10 protein-coding genes and 1 riboswitch are annotated in these 14,165 nt (G+C 64.8%); of the genes, 5 read left to right on the top strand and 5 right to left on the bottom strand.

Annotated features, from left to right (window positions below; genetic code table 11):
* Nucleotides 1–49 precede the first annotated feature (49 nt).
* Nucleotides 50–2,035, top strand: a complete 1,986-nt coding sequence (locus ACQ4W0_RS18500) for a helicase-related protein (RefSeq protein ID WP_436578071.1) — start codon at nt 50–52, stop codon at nt 2,033–2,035.
* A 28-nt stretch (nt 2,036–2,063) separates the two neighbouring features.
* On the opposite strand, the gene ACQ4W0_RS18495 is transcribed toward ACQ4W0_RS18500, so the two are convergent.
* From ACQ4W0_RS18495 to ACQ4W0_RS18475, 5 genes are read right to left on the bottom strand one after another with little or no spacing between them, the layout of a single operon-like run.
* Nucleotides 2,064–3,302, bottom strand: a complete 1,239-nt coding sequence (locus ACQ4W0_RS18495) for a PQQ-dependent sugar dehydrogenase (protein WP_436578070.1) — start codon at nt 3,300–3,302, stop codon at nt 2,064–2,066.
* Nucleotides 3,299–4,105, bottom strand: a complete 807-nt coding sequence (locus ACQ4W0_RS18490) for a TatD family hydrolase (protein WP_436578389.1) — start codon at nt 4,103–4,105, stop codon at nt 3,299–3,301. Before ACQ4W0_RS18490 ends, ACQ4W0_RS18495 begins: the two co-directional genes overlap by 4 nt.
* Before the next feature lie 22 nt (nt 4,106–4,127).
* Complete coding sequence (gene lolD, locus ACQ4W0_RS18485; RefSeq protein ID WP_436578069.1) at nt 4,128–4,853, bottom strand: lipoprotein-releasing ABC transporter ATP-binding protein LolD; 726 nt, start codon at nt 4,851–4,853, stop codon at nt 4,128–4,130.
* 16 nt (nt 4,854–4,869) lie between these two features.
* Nucleotides 4,870–6,135, bottom strand: a complete 1,266-nt coding sequence (locus ACQ4W0_RS18480; RefSeq protein ID WP_436578068.1) for a lipoprotein-releasing ABC transporter permease subunit — start codon at nt 6,133–6,135, stop codon at nt 4,870–4,872.
* Between the two features lie 32 nt (nt 6,136–6,167).
* Nucleotides 6,168–7,445, bottom strand: coding sequence for a lipoprotein-releasing ABC transporter permease subunit (locus ACQ4W0_RS18475; RefSeq protein WP_436578067.1), 1,278 nt, complete (start codon nt 7,443–7,445; stop codon nt 6,168–6,170).
* A gap of 159 nt (nt 7,446–7,604) precedes the next feature.
* Here ACQ4W0_RS18475 and ACQ4W0_RS18470 point away from each other — a divergent pair, with 159 nt between their 5' ends.
* The 4 genes from ACQ4W0_RS18470 to ACQ4W0_RS18455 all read left to right on the top strand — a co-directional run bounded on the left by ACQ4W0_RS18470 (nt 7,605) and on the right by ACQ4W0_RS18455 (nt 14,072).
* The gene (locus ACQ4W0_RS18470; RefSeq protein WP_436578066.1) at nt 7,605–8,669 is read left to right on the top strand and encodes a hypothetical protein; all 1,065 of its coding nucleotides are present in this window, start codon (nt 7,605–7,607) and stop codon (nt 8,667–8,669) included.
* Entirely contained in the window at nt 8,666–10,366 is a 1,701-nt protein-coding gene (gene recJ, locus ACQ4W0_RS18465) for a single-stranded-DNA-specific exonuclease RecJ (protein ID WP_436578065.1), read from the top strand. The genes ACQ4W0_RS18470 and recJ overlap by 4 nt, the downstream gene beginning before the upstream one ends.
* A gap of 231 nt (nt 10,367–10,597) precedes the next feature.
* A complete protein-coding gene (gene fos / locus ACQ4W0_RS18460; protein WP_436578064.1) occupies nt 10,598–11,008 on the top strand; it encodes a fosfomycin resistance glutathione transferase in 411 nt (136 codons plus the stop codon).
* A 275-nt stretch (nt 11,009–11,283) separates the two neighbouring features.
* Nucleotides 11,284–11,370, top strand: a riboswitch (cyclic di-GMP riboswitch).
* Between the two features lie 83 nt (nt 11,371–11,453).
* A complete protein-coding gene (locus tag ACQ4W0_RS18455) occupies nt 11,454–14,072 on the top strand; it encodes a S53 family peptidase (protein WP_436578063.1) in 2,619 nt (872 codons plus the stop codon).
* The last annotated feature ends 93 nt before the right edge of the window (nt 14,073–14,165 follow it).

Genomic DNA, 14,165 nt, shown 5'->3' with positions numbered 1-14,165 from the left:
CCCATCGACGGTATAATCGGCCTCGCTTACCTCAACACCCAGGCACGACATGACTTCCTCCGCACTTCCTCCCGATACTTCCACCGACATTTCCGACAGCACCGAAGACAATAACGACGCCACACTGGTCGCGGAACTGGGGGAACTGGCCGAACATATCCGCCTGGTCAAGATGGAAGGCCGCGTCTTCGTGCGCTTTTCCGGCGTGGTCAAGGCGGGAGGCTTGCACGTGCCGTATGCGCTGGTGCCGGCACAGGGCGTGCTGGCGCGGCCGGCCAAGTGGCGCAAGATGGACCGCGAGGCCAAGCTGGCCCTGGTGCGCGAACGGGCCAGCTTGGCCGTCTTCGAGGAATTGCGCCAGCATGTGATGGATTTCGTCGCCGATATCGCGGGCCTGAGCGAAGACGTGGACACGGACCCGATGGTCTTCCTGCACACCTTGGCCGACATGCAGACGTCGGAGCCGGCCGGCATGGTCTTCGACCGCATCCGCCAGCGCTTCAACCACGCCATCGAGCGCCAGCAGGAAGAGCAGCATGCGGCGCGCACGCGCCAGAGCATCAACCTGGCCGAGTATCCCGCCTCGTTCGAGATGGCCCGGCGCATGCCGCGCCGCTTCATCGCCCTGCTGGGACCGACGAACTCCGGCAAGACGCACCGTGCCATGGAAGCGCTGGTGAAAGCAAAGAGCGGCATTTATCTGGCGCCCCTGCGCCTGCTGGCCCTGGAAAACTACGAACGCCTGCAGGAAGCGGCGCCACATGGCAAGCCGCTGGCCGTGAGCCTGATCACGGGCGAGGAACGCCGGGTCGTCGACGGCGCCACGCACGTGGCCAGCACGGTAGAAATGCTGGATACGAAAACGGTGGCGGAAGTGGCCGTCATCGATGAAATCCAGATGCTGGCCGACCCGGACCGGGGCGCTGCGTGGACGGCGGCCGTGTGCGGCGCGCCGGCCCACACCGTGTACCTGGTGGGCGCGCCGGAAGCGCGGCGCGCCATCGAAGCGCTGGCCGAGCGCCTGGACTGCCCGCTGGAAGTGCACGTATTAAAACGCATGGCGCCCCTGTCGATGGAGCCGAGCGCCGTGCGCAAGGTGCGCAATCTGCGCCGCGGCGACGCCGTCATCGCCTTTTCGCGCCGCGAAGTGCTGATGTGGCGCGACATGATCACGGAAACGGGGCTGTCGGTTGCCACCGTCTACGGTAACCTGTCGCCCGAAGTACGCCGCGCGCAGGCGCAGCGCTTTCGCGATGGCACGGCCGATATCGTCGTCGGCACGGATGCGCTGGCGATGGGCCTGAACATGCCGATTGCGCGCATCGTCATGACCACCTGCGTCAAATACAATGGCCGCGAAGAAGAAGAGATTTCGGCCGCGCTGGCGCGCCAGATCGCCGGGCGAGCGGGCCGCTATGGCGTGCACGAAGAAGGCCTGGTGGCCGGCTACGACAACGAAACGCATGAAGTCATGCGCGCCCTGCTCAAGGAAAAGCTGCATCCGCTGAACACCAGCGGCTTTGCCGTGGCGCCCTCGCTCGAACATTTGCACCGCATTTCGTCGGTGACGGGCGAGCTGTCGCTGTCAAAACTGCTGCGCCGCTTCATCCACAATATCGACGTGCCGGACGGCTTCTTCTTCCCCCGCATCACGGAAGACCAGAAGGAGCGCGCCGTCTGGCTCGACACCCTGCCCCTGTCCGTCGCCGACAAGTTCACCCTGTCGCTGGTGCCGATATCGAGCAAGGTGCCGTCGCTGCAAACGGCGTGGGAGCACTGGGCGAAGAATCTGTCGCAGGGCAAGACCAGCACACTGCGCCAGCACGCGTATGGCGCAAGCACGCAGAATTTGCAGCAGGTGGAAGACACTTGCCGCTACTATTCGGCGTATGCATGGCTCAGCTACCGCCTGCCGGAATCCTTCCCCGATATCGCCGTGGCGCAAAACCTGTCGCGCGACGCGTCGGAACGCGTCGATTCCATCCTGCGCGCGCACAATGCGGCGTCACGTGGGCGCTCGAAGAAGTTCAAATAGGCCTTATCTCAGCGCCCGGAATCAGACATTAGGGTTTAACTGCCGCATAGTGCAGTTTCAACACCAGGCCATTGTGGTCATCGGCCATGTAGATATCGCCATCCTGGCCTTGCTTGACGTCGACGGGAGCGCCCCTGCCCTGCTTGCCCTTGCGCTCCCAGTTGCTGATCAAGTCGACGGACTTGTCCAGCGGCGCACCGGCCTTGTCGGGCAGCAGTGCCACCAGGCGGTGGCCATTGCTGCGGTAACCGTGGTAGCCGATGATCAGGCTGTTCTTGTACAGCTCAGGGAAGCGGCCGGCCGTGTAGAACGTCATGCCCAGCGGCGCGGCGTGGCCGGGCAGCAGGCGCTGCGGCGCCGCATATTGGGCGTCGCAAGCCGTTTTCGGGTATTCAGGGCTGGCCACATTGTCGTCGTAGCAGTACGGCCAGCCATAATGACGGTCGGCCTTGATCAAATTCAGTTCTTCATGCGGCAGGTTCTCGTCGCTTTTCAGTTGCGGCATGGCGGCCTGGATGGCGTCGCGCGCATTTTCCGCCTGCCACAGCTCGCCCGTGGCCGGATGGAAGGCCAGCGCCATCGAATTGCGCAAGCCGCGCGCATGCGTGCGCCAGCTCGTCACCGTGCCGGCCGGCCAGGCCATCGTGTATTCGCGGATGGCGCCCAGCGCTTCCGGGCCTTCGGCCGAAGGACAGGCCTTGGCCGGATCGGGCGCCTTGCCATCGTTCTCGCAATGGTCGGTGCTGGAACCCACGTTCACATACAGGTCGCCCTTGGGGCTGAAGCGCATGTTCGTCAGCAGGTGCAAGCCCAGACCCGGCAGGCGCGGCGTCTTCGCCGTGCCGCCTATGATGTCGGTGGTAGCGCGGGCGGGATCGCGCAGGTCGAAGCGGAAAATGCGTCCCACCTCGCCCACGTAGACCATGCCGTCCGGTCCCTGCACGATGCCGTTCGGGCGATCAAGCTTGTCGAGCAGGAGCTTGCGTTCGTAGCCGGCGCCGGCCGCCTTGCGCTGCAACAGCCACAATTTACCCAGCTTCGGCGCCCATCCCGCCATGTCGGTGACGAGGATGTCGCCATTCGTCAGCGGCAGCACGCCACGGGGAAATTTCAGGCCGTCGGCCAGCACGGCCACGCAAAAGCCGGCCGGCGTAGTGACGTCGAGGCGCGGCATGCCGTCGCACTGGGCGCCTGGCGCCGCCATGGCGGGTGCCAACATGGTGGACATGCAGGCCGCCAGTGCGCCGGAGATGATCTTCTTGTTCATGAGCGTGTTTCCATCAAGGGTAATCGGGGCAGCACGGCGCGCGCATTGGCGCTGGTAGCAGCCGCCACTTGCGCCATATCCAGGCCGCGCAGTTCGGCCAGCACGGCGCCGATGCGCGGCAATGCTTCGGGGCTGTTGCGGCCGGGGTGGATCCAGGCAGGAGAAATATCGGGCGCGTCCGTCTCCAGCACGATGGCGTCCAGCGGTAAGTCGGTAGCCATGCGGCGTATCTGCAGCGCGCGCGTAAACGTCATGGCGCCGCCGAAACCAAGCTTGAAACCGAGGGAGATATAGCCCTGCGCCTGCTGGAAGCTGCCGTTGAACGCATGCGCGATGCCGCCGTTCGGGCGGATCTGGCGCGCATGCTTGAGGACGATGTCCTGCGAGCGGCGCACATGGGCCAGCACCGGCAAATCGAAGTCGCGGGCGATCTTCAGCTGTTCGCGCAAAAAATGCTCCTGCTTGGCGCGCATGGCCGGTTCGCACAGCATGGGAAGGAAGAAATCAAGGCCGATCTCGCCGATGGCCACAAAACGCGGGTCGTTCATGGCTTGCGCCACCGCCTCGCGCAGGGCGATCAAATCGTCTTCCGTTGCGTGCGGCACGTAGATCGGGTGGATGCCCAGCGCATAGCAGGCATTGGGCGCCGCTGCCGCCAGCTCGCGCACGATGGCGAAATTGGCCCGTTCGACGGCGGGAACGACGATCATCGCCACGCCCTGCTGCTGCGCGCGCGCCGCCACCGGGAGCGATTCGCTGCCGAATTCATGCGCGTCGAGGTGGCAATGCGTGTCGATCCACAGCATGGCGGCTCCTTAGTATTGCTCAGTATTGATAAGGCTGCAGCCCTTCGTCCGTCAGGCGCAGCACGCGGTCGCAGCGCTTGGCCAGTTCGATATCATGCGTGACGATGACAAAGGCCGTGCCCAGGGTGCGTGACAATTCCAGCATCAAGTCAAAAATCTGTTCGGCCGTGGCGTGATCGAGGTTGCCCGTCGGTTCATCGGCCAGCACGCAGGCCGGCTGCGTGACGAGGGCACGCGCCAGGGCCACGCGCTGGCGCTCGCCGCCCGACAATTCGCCCGGCGTGTGCGTGACGCGCTTGGCCAGGTTGACGCGCGTGAGAATTTGCTGCGCCAGCTCGGTGGCGGGCGCGCGCTTCATGCGCCGTATCATCAGGGGCATGGCGACATTGTCCAGCGCGGAAAACTCGGGCAGCAGGTGGTGGAACTGGTAGACGAAGCCCAGCGAGGCATTGCGCAAGTCGCCGCGCGCCTTTTCGCTGAGGGTGGCGAAGTCCTTGCCCAGCAGGGTCACCTTGCCGCTGGTGGGCGTATCGAGCCCGCCCAGCAAGTGCAGCAGGGTCGACTTGCCGGAACCCGATGCGCCGACGATGGCGACGCGTTCGCCGCGGTGGATATCGATATCGATGCCGGCCAGCACCTGCACCTTGTAGCTGCCTTGCGTAAAGGTCTTGCCCAGGCCGCGGCAGGACAGGACGGCAGAATCAGCGGAAGCGCCGTTGGAGGCAGGTTTGTTCAGATCTGTCATGGTCGTAGTCAGTGGTTTATTCATAGCGCAGGGCTTCCGCAGGTTTGACGCGGGCAGCCCACCAGCTTGGGTACAGGGTCGCCAAAAAGGCGAGGATCACGGCCAGCACGCCGATCTTGGTGACGTCGGGCCAGCGCAGGTCGGACGGCACGGTGCTGATGAAGTAAATGTCCTTGGAAAGGAACTGCACGCCCAGCAGGTGCTCGATGAAGGGCACGATGACGTCGATGTTCATGGCCACCAGCACGCCGCCGCCCACACCCAACATCGTGCCCAGGATGCCCACCAGCGCGCCCTGGATCATGAAAATCTTCATGATGGAGCGGGGCGAGGCGCCCAGGGTGCGCAGGATGGCAATATCGGCCTGCTTGTCCGTCACCGTCATCACCAGGGTCGACACCAGGTTGAAGGCGGCCACCGCGATGATCAGGGTCAGGATGATGAACATCATGCGCTTTTCCGTCTGCACGGCAGCGAACCAGTTGGCGTTCAGCTTGGACCAGTCGCGCAGCCACAGATCGCCCGGCATGGATTTTTTCAGCTCCGCCGCCACTTGCGGCGCCTGGTTCATGTCGGCCAGGCGCAAACGCAGGCCGGACGGGCCGTCGATGCGCAGCAAACGCTGGCCGTCTTCGATATTGATGAAGGCAAGACCGGCGTCGAATTCATTGTGGCCCGCCTGGAAGATGCCGCTGACGGTAAAGCTGCGCATGCGCGGCAGCACGCCGGCCGGCGTGACCTGGCCCTGCGCCAGCATCAGCGTGACTTTTTCGCCCAAGTTGACGCGCAAGGCCCGCGCCAGCTCGATGCCCAGCACGATATTGAAGGTACCCGGCTGCAGCGCCTTGAAGCTGCCCATGCGCGTCTGGCCGGCTACGTCCGAGACGTTCGGCTCTTCCTCGGGCAGCACGCCGCGCACGATGGCGGGGCGCAGCGCGTCGTCGCGCAGCAGCATGCCCTGCGTTTCCACGAACGGCGCGGCGCCCTTGACGGCCGGGTTTTTAAACGCTTGCGCCGCTTCCGCGCGCCAGTCCGGCATGCTGCCGCTGTTGTCGAACACTTCCACGTGGGCCAGCACGGACAGCATGCGGTCCGTCACTTCCTTCTGGAAGCCGTTCATCACGGACAGCACGACGATCAGCGCCGCCACGCCCAGGCCGATGCCGGCCATGGAAATGAGGGAAATGAAGGAGATAAAACTGTTGCGGCCACTGCGCTTGCCGGCCCGCGTGTAGCGCAGGCCGACGAGCCATTCGAAGGGCAAATTCTTGAAAATACTCATTGTTCAGGCGGTCTTTATCGTTTCTTGAAGTGTTATTCGTAGCGCAATGCCTCGGCCGGCCTGACACGCGCGGCGCGCCAGCTCGGATAGATGGTCGCCACCAGCGCCAGGCCAAAGGCGATCAGTCCGATCTGCGCCACGTCCAGCCAATGCACGTCCGACGGCACGGCGCTGATCTGATAGATTTCCTTGGAAATGAAGTGCAGGCCGAAGATGCCTTCGATGAAGGGTACGATGACGCCCACGTTCAGCGCCAGCACAACGCCGCCGATCACGCCCAGCGCACTGCCCAGCAAGCCCACCAGCGCGCCCTGGATCATGAAGATCTTCATGATGGAGAACGGCGAGGCGCCCAAAGTGCGCAAAATCGCGATGTCGGCCTGCTTGTCGGTGACCGACATCACCAGCGTCGAGACGAGGTTGAACGCGGCCACGGCGATGATCATGCTGAGGATGATGAACATCATGTTCTTCTGGCTTTGCACCAGCGCATACCAGCTGGCACTGGCGCGCGACCAGTCGCGCATCCACAGCTGGCCCGGCATCGACGCTTTCAGTTCGCGCGCCACCTGGGGGGCCTGGTTCATGTCGTGCAGGCGCAGACGCAGGCCGGACGGGCCGTCGAGCTGCAGCAGCTGTTCGGCATCCTGCATGTTGACGAAGGCCAGGCTGCCATCGAGTTCGTTATGACCTGCCTCAAAGATGCCGGCCACTTTGAGCGCGCGCATGCGCGGCATGACGATGCCATTGGCAGGGTCGCCAGCCCTTGGCTCGCGTTCCAGCATCAGGGTCACGTTCTGTCCCACTTTCACGTCGAGCGCCTTGGCCAGGTCGATGCCCAGCACGATGTTGTACGAGCCTGGCGTCAAGTCCTTGAAACTGCCCTGCTTCATCTGGCTCGCCACGCTGGAGACGGTGGCTTCCTGCTGCGGCAGCACGCCGCGCACGACGGACGGGCGCATGGTTTCGTCATTCAGCAGCATGCCCTGGGTTTCCACGAACGGCGACACGGCTTTCACTTGCGGGTTGGCGTAGGCGGCGCGCTCCTGCGCCTGCCAATTGGGCATGGAGCCGCTGGTGTCGAATACCTCGACATGGGCCAGCACCGACATCAAACGGTCGGTGACTTCCTTCTGAAAGCCGTTCATGACGGAGAGGACGACGATCAGGGCGGCCACGCCCAGGCCGATGCCGGCCACGGAAATGAGGGAAATAAAGGAAATGAAGCTGTTGCGGCCACTGCGTTTCCCGGCGCGCGTATAGCGCACGCCGACCTGCCACTCAAAAGGAAATTGTTTGATGATGCTCATGCGCTCCCGCGACAACGTAATATGCGAGCGCGCAGTGTGCCACACAAATGACACTCATGCGTGAAACACATCACCGTGGCGCCACTCCCCCGCGCCCGCGGCCAAGGGGAAAACCGCCGGAACTACTCCCCCACCGCCACAATCGCCTACAATCTCGGGATGAATCAACTTACCCTCGTCCTGCCCTTCGCCTTGCCCAATGCCGAACTGGCTACTGACCTGCTCAAGGTCTTGCAAGCGCCCGCTTTGGCGGCCCTGCTGTCGCGCACCTCCACTTGCAATTTGGAAACTTTTGACAACGCCAAGCGCCTCCTGCCGCACGAAGCGTGGCTGGCGCACGCGCTGGGCCTGGCGTCCGCGCCCAATGGCGAGGCGGCGCAGGCGGCCTTTGCCGCTCAGGCCATGCGCGGCTACGGCCTCGTACCGGAAGCGGGAGGCCGCTATTTCCTGCTGCATCCGGCCCACTTGGCCATCGCCCGCAGCCACATCAGCCTGGAAGACTTGCGCCAGCTCAAGCTGAGCGAGGCCGATGGCCGCGCCCTGTTCGACATTGCGTCCCCGTATTTCGACGAGATCGGCCAGCCGTTGGCGTATGGCGACGCGGGCACCTGGTTCATGCGCGCCGACGCCTGGAGCGACTTGCAGTGCGCCTCGCCGGACGGCGCCACCACGCAAGACCTGTCCGTCTGGATGCCGGAAGGCGAGCACGCGCGCGCCGCGCGCCGCCTGCAAAACGAAGTGCAGATGCTGTGGCATGAACATCCCGTCAATGCGGCGCGCGAAGAGCGGGGCTTGAAAGCCATCAACTCATTCTGGATCTGGGGTGGGAGCCTGGCCACGGCGGAATCTGCACCGGCACCTGCGCGCTGCGCCACCAGCCTGCATACCAAGGACGCGCCCGGCTGGCTGGCGGCGCTGGCGGAACCATCACGGCGCCATGCCAGTCCAAGCAATGTGCTGGCAGACCAATCCGACGCGATCGTCGTGCTGGGCGGCCTGATCGAAGCGGCGCAGGCCCAGGAATGGGGCATGTGGCTGCAACAGTTGCAGGCGCTGGAAGCCGACTGGTTCGCGCCCCTGCTGGCAGCCGTAAAAGATGGCCGCCTTGACCAGCTGCGCCTGGTGCTGAGCCACCGCGACGCCTGGCTAAGCTGTACCACCAGCAAGCATGCGCAGCGCAAATTCTGGCGCGCGATTACCCTGAACAAGTTGAAAGCATCATGACCCGTACCCGCATCGCCACCCGCCCCTGCCCTTACCGCGAATCCGAACTGCTGCGCCAGGGCGGCATCCACCCCGTGCTGGCCCGGCTGTACGCGTCGCGCGGCCTGTCCGACGCGGCAGAACTGTCGAGCGAACTGGCGGCCCTGATGCCGCCGTCCGGCTTGTTGCACATCGGCGCGGCCGGCGTCTTCCTGGCCGACGCAATTGCCGCCAAGAAACGCATGGTCATCGTGGCCGACTACGATTGCGACGGCGCCACCGCCTGCGCCGTGGCCATACGCGGCTTGCGCGCCATGGGCGCCGACGTCGATTTCATCGTGCCCAACCGTTTTGAGTACGGCTACGGCCTGACGCCGGAAATCGTCGAACTCACCGCGCGCGAAAAGTCGCCCGACATCATCATCACCGTCGACAACGGCATCGCCAGCATCGACGGCGTGGCTGAGGCGAACCGGCGCGGCATCCAGGTGGTTGTCACCGATCACCATTTGCCGGCCGACACCCTGCCCGACGCGGCCGTCATCGTCAATCCGAACCAGCCCGCCTGCGGTTTCCCATCCAAGCACCTGGCGGGCGTGGGCGTGGTGTTTTACGTCTTGCTGGCCTTGCGCGCGGAAATGCGCCAAAGAGGGATTTACGACCAGAAAACCCAGCCGCCCCTGCAAAACCTGCTCGACCTGGTGGCGCTGGGCACGGTGGCCGACGTGGTGCGCCTCGATACGAACAACCGCATCCTCGTCGCGCAAGGCTTGAAACGCATGCGTAAGGGCAATATGCACGCGGGCGTGGCCGCCCTGTTCCGCGTGGCGGGCCGCGAAGCGCGCAGCGCCACGCCGTTCGACCTGGGCTTTGCCCTTGGGCCGCGCCTGAATGCGGCCGGCCGCCTGCAAGACATGTCGCTGGGTATCGAATGCCTGATCACGGACGACGAAGGCCGCGCCTGGGCGCTGGCGCAGCAACTCAACGATATCAATCTGAAGCGCCGCGAAATCGAGGCGGAAATGCAGGATACGGCCCTGCTGCACCTCGATGATTTCGAGCCGGCCAACAGCAGCACCATCAGCGTCTTCGATGCATCCTGGCACCAGGGCGTGATCGGCATCGTCGCCTCCCGCCTGAAGGAAAAGTTTTACCGCCCGACCATCACGTTTGCGCCCGGCGCGGACGGCTGGATCAAGGGCTCGGGCCGCTCGATCCCCGGCTTCCACTTGCGCGACGCGCTCGACCTGGTGTCGAAACGGGCGCCCAGCCTGATCGACAAGTTCGGCGGCCACGCCATGGCGGCGGGCTTGACCATCCGCGCCGACGCCTTCGACGCATTTTCCAAGGCCTTCGAAGCCGTGGGCCAGGCCTGGCTCAGCCAGCAACAGCTGGAACGGGTGGTGGAAACGGACGGCCCGCTGGAAGACGCGTATTACACGACGGCGTTCATCGAACTGATGGATGGCCAGGTGTGGGGCCAGGGCTTCGCCCCGCCCGTCTTCTGCGACGAATTCCGCGTCGTCAGCCAGCGCATCCTGAAAGAGCGCCATTTGAAACTGCTGCTGGAAAAGAACGGCGTGCGCTTCGACGCCATCTGGTTCGGCCACACGGACGCGCTGGGCGAACGCACCAGGGTCGCCTTCCGCCTCGATGCGAATGAATACAATGGCACGACAAAAGTACAATTGATGGTGGAGCACGCCGAACCTATCTGATGGCACCTGCCCAAACCTACTGCGCGTCGCGCTTTGCGGCCGGCGATGCTCACCGTGCCCTGGCACGGTTGCGCTTCTCGGCCACAAATCACTGCCGCTCGCTACGGTTTGGTCAGGTGCCGTGATGTTTGTGGCCTTGTTGCTGTATCTCAAACTTGTGTTGAACAAAGTCATATCAAATCATGGCGATGGCCGACACAGGCGTACCCTACCTAAAAGTTGCCAAGCATCATGTTAACCGGCCTGAACCACCTCACCCTGTCCGTGCGCGACCTGTCGCGCAGCGTCGTTTTTTACCGCGACACCTTGGGCTTGCGCCTGCATGCGCGCTGGGACAGGGGCGCGTATCTGTCGGCCGGGAATTTGTGGCTGTGCCTGTCGCTGGAGACGGAGGCGGCCAGCGACACCGGCCGCACCTACACGCACTACGCCTTTTCCATACACCAGGAAGACTTCCCCAGCTTTGCCGCCAGCCTGGGCGCCGCCGGCGTGCCCGAATGGCAGCAAAACCGCAGCGCTGGCGATTCCCTGTATTTTCTCGATCCGGACGGCCACCAGCTGGAAGCCCATGTGGGCAGCCTGGCGCAGCGGCTGGCGGCCTGCCGCGCAGCGCCGTATCCAGGCATGGCGTTCGAGGATTGATACACAAAAACAATATATTCGTCAAATTCATTAAATTCATTCAGCCATAGGGAAAAACAAGCACTGTTGCCGGGGAAAAACACTGTCACACATCGATACCCGTCTGATAACCTTGTCTTTAAGACTTAATCAAGCTGACAAGATTGCTTCCAACAATAGGCAAATCCGCCACATTTTATTGTGAAAATAAAAATATTGATTGAAAATAGTTAACACTTATTTGGCAAATTCACTAGAATTGATAACGCATCACGAAGTCCGTAACGATGCACGATCAATTCTGAGGGCAAACCCGTTGAAAGGCGGGGACGCAAAGCCACCGGCCTACCGCGCGCAAGCGCCACGGCAGCGGGGCTGCCAATGCAGGGCCGGGACCGCCAGCGCGCGGCGCCATGCCAGGATGCATTGTCGAGATGTGGCCCTCGCCAACTCGGAGAGTTTCGCCATGAAAAAATTCACCCCCCTGCATCCCCGCCACGGACGCCTGCTGCTGGGCGCCACTGCCGCGCTCCTGTTGGGCGCTTGCGGCCCCGGCCAGGAAACATCGGCGCCGCCCGCCGCCATTGCCACGGCAGCGACCCAATTCAGTGTCGAGGTGCCCGTCATCCCCGCCGCCGTCGGTGCGCTGGTGGCGCAGCCGATGTTCCATGCCGCCCCCGCCCTGCTCGATGCGCCTGACGGGCGCGACAGCGCCAACAGCAGCGGCTCGGCCCACTGGCGCCCACATTTGCAGCACGTGCCCGGCGCCATGATGGAAATGTCCACGCGCCGCCTGACGGCGCAAAGAATCGCCGCCGAGGAACAGGTGGCGCAGGACATCGCGCCGCTGCAAGCCGGCGGCACGGCGGACGCCGTCGCGCCCATGGCCGGCAGCAGCGTGGTGGCCACCTACTCTCCCGCGCAAATCCGCGCCGCCTACGACTTGCCCGCCTTGCCGGCAGCGGGCACGGCGCTGACGCCAAGCCAGGCGGCCCAGCTGGGCGCGGGGCAAACGATCTATATCGTCGACGCCATGCACAACCCGAACGCGGCGGCCGAACTGGCCATCTTCAACCAGAAATTCGGCTTGCCCGGCTGCACCACCAAGGCCATCGCCACGAATGCCACCCTGCCATTGCCGCCAGCGCCGGCCAGCGGCTGCAAATTGTCCATCGTCTACAACACGCCATCGAGCACCATGACGGCCACCGCGCCCGCCTATAACTCGGGCTGGGCCATGGAAATCGCGCTTGACGTACAGTGGGCGCATGCCACGGCGCCGCTGGCGCGCATCGTGCTGATCGAGGCGCCCGACGCCTCCATCAACAGCCTGCTGGGCGCCGTGCGCCTGGCCAACCTGATGGGGCCAGGCGTCGTGTCGATGAGCTTTGGTGCCGCCGAAGGCAGCTGGACGGCTTCCGTCGACAGCGCCTTCACGGGCAAGAACATGAGCTACCTGGCCGCCACGGGCGACTCGGGCAGCGGCGTATCCTGGCCGTCCGTGTCGCCCAACGTGCTGGCCGTGGGCGGTACCACGCTCAGCTACAGCGGCAGCGGCGTGCGCAGCGAAGCGGCCTGGTCCGGCACGGGCGGCGGCATCAGCGCCTATACGGCGCTGCCCACCTACCAGACGGCCAGCGTGCCGGGCCTGACCAATTTGCTGCGGCGCAACGTGGCCGATGTGGCCTTCAATGCCGACCCCGCCACAGGCCAGTACACGGCCGTGATGCCACAGGGCAGCAGCACCGCCAGTTGGCTCAGCATCGGCGGCACCAGCCTGTCCACGCCACAGTGGGCCGGCCTGGTCGCCATCGCCAACGCCAGCCGCGCGCTGCAGGCCAAGACGGCGCTCGGCTTGCCGCACAGCATGCTGTACGGCCAGATCGCCACCGTGCCCGGCACCTTTGCCAGCAGCTTTGCCGATATCACGCGCGGCAGCAACGGCACCTGTAGCGTGTGCACGGCCAGGGTCGGCTATGACCCGCTGGGCGGCCTGGGCACGCCCAACGTGAAAAACCTGCTGGCCAGCCTGTCGGGCACGCAGATCGCACCCGCCGCGCCCGTGGTGGCGCCGGCCGGCATCAGCGGCGCGGCCGGCAAGGCGCTGTCGTTCACCGTCTCGGCCAGCGCAGCGAATCCCCTCAGCTACACCATGCTGGGCGCGCCGGCCGGCATGAGCATCGCCGCCACGGGCGTCGTCAGCTGGGCCGTCCCCGTCGCCGGCACGTATGCCGTGACCATGGTGGCCAAGGATACCGTCAGCGGCCTCAGTGGCCAGGGCGTGTACAGCATCGTCATCGCACCCGTCGCGCCGCCCGTCGTCGCCGCTGGCGCCATCACGGGCAAGGTTGGCACGGCGCTGGCGTTCAATGTCGGCGTCACGGCCGCCAATCCCGTCAGCTACGCGCTGAGCGGCGCGCCGGCCGGCATGACCATCAGCAGCGCCGGACTGGTGAGCTGGGCCGCCCCCGTGGCCGGTACCTACGCCATCACCGTCACGGCCACGGACAGCAAGACTGGCCTGAGCGGCAAGGGCATCTATACGGTAGCCATCGCCGCCCCGCTGCCGCCCGTGGTGACGGTGGCCAGCGTCAGCGGCAAGCCGGGCGTGGCCCTGTCGTTCACCGCCACGACGGTGGCGCCCAACGCCGTCACCTACAGCCTGTCGGGCGCGCCGTCCGGCATGAGCATCAATGCCGCCGGCGTCGTCAGCTGGGCCAGCCCCGTGCTGGGCAGCTACAACGTGACCGTCATCGCCAAAGATAGCAAGACGGGCTTGACGGGCCGGGCCGTGGCCACCGTGAAAATCGCCGCCGCCGGTCCCACGATCAGCGCTGCCACTATGACGGGCGTGGCGGGCAAGGCCATGAGCGGCAACATCGTGCTGACAGCCCCCGGGGCGAACGCGCTGTGGATCTCGATCAACGGCGCGCCGCTGGGCATGCAGTTTTCCATGAGCGGCCTGACCATCACGGCCTACTGGCCGCAACCGGTCGCCGGCAGCTATACGCTGAAGGTGGTGGCGCTGGACAATAATGGTCTGACGGCGCAACTGAACGTGCCCGTCACCGTCGCGGCAAAATAAGCCAGCACGGTCTGCCAACGGGGCGCACCGGGACACCCGTCCTGGCGCGCCCCGTTTTTCATGCGCGCGACCGTTGCAAGGAATCCAGAAAAG

It is taken from the genome of Janthinobacterium breve (genome assembly GCF_051380895.1).
GTDB lineage: Bacteria > Pseudomonadota > Gammaproteobacteria > Burkholderiales > Burkholderiaceae_D > Janthinobacterium.
Note: the sequence above shows the minus strand (reverse complement) of the source record. Positions and strands in the feature narration are given on the sequence as shown.

Bases quoted from the DNA above. Each gene is read 5' to 3' on its own strand.
- lolD (WP_436578069.1), bottom strand. From the start codon at position 4,853: ATGACAGATCTGAACAAACCTGCCTCCAACGGCGCTTCCGCTGATTCT.
- fos (WP_436578064.1), top strand. From the start codon at position 10,598: ATGTTAACCGGCCTGAACCACCTCACCCTGTCCGTGCGCGACCTGTCG.
- ACQ4W0_RS18480 (WP_436578068.1), bottom strand. From the start codon at position 6,135: ATGAGTATTTTCAAGAATTTGCCCTTCGAATGGCTCGTCGGCCTGCGC.
- ACQ4W0_RS18495 (WP_436578070.1), bottom strand. From the start codon at position 3,302: ATGAACAAGAAGATCATCTCCGGCGCACTGGCGGCCTGCATGTCCACC.
- ACQ4W0_RS18500 (WP_436578071.1), top strand. From the start codon at position 50: ATGACTTCCTCCGCACTTCCTCCCGATACTTCCACCGACATTTCCGAC.
- ACQ4W0_RS18470 (WP_436578066.1), top strand. From the start codon at position 7,605: ATGAATCAACTTACCCTCGTCCTGCCCTTCGCCTTGCCCAATGCCGAA.
- ACQ4W0_RS18455 (WP_436578063.1), top strand. From the start codon at position 11,454: ATGAAAAAATTCACCCCCCTGCATCCCCGCCACGGACGCCTGCTGCTG.
- ACQ4W0_RS18475 (WP_436578067.1), bottom strand. From the start codon at position 7,445: ATGAGCATCATCAAACAATTTCCTTTTGAGTGGCAGGTCGGCGTGCGC.
- recJ (WP_436578065.1), top strand. From the start codon at position 8,666: ATGACCCGTACCCGCATCGCCACCCGCCCCTGCCCTTACCGCGAATCC.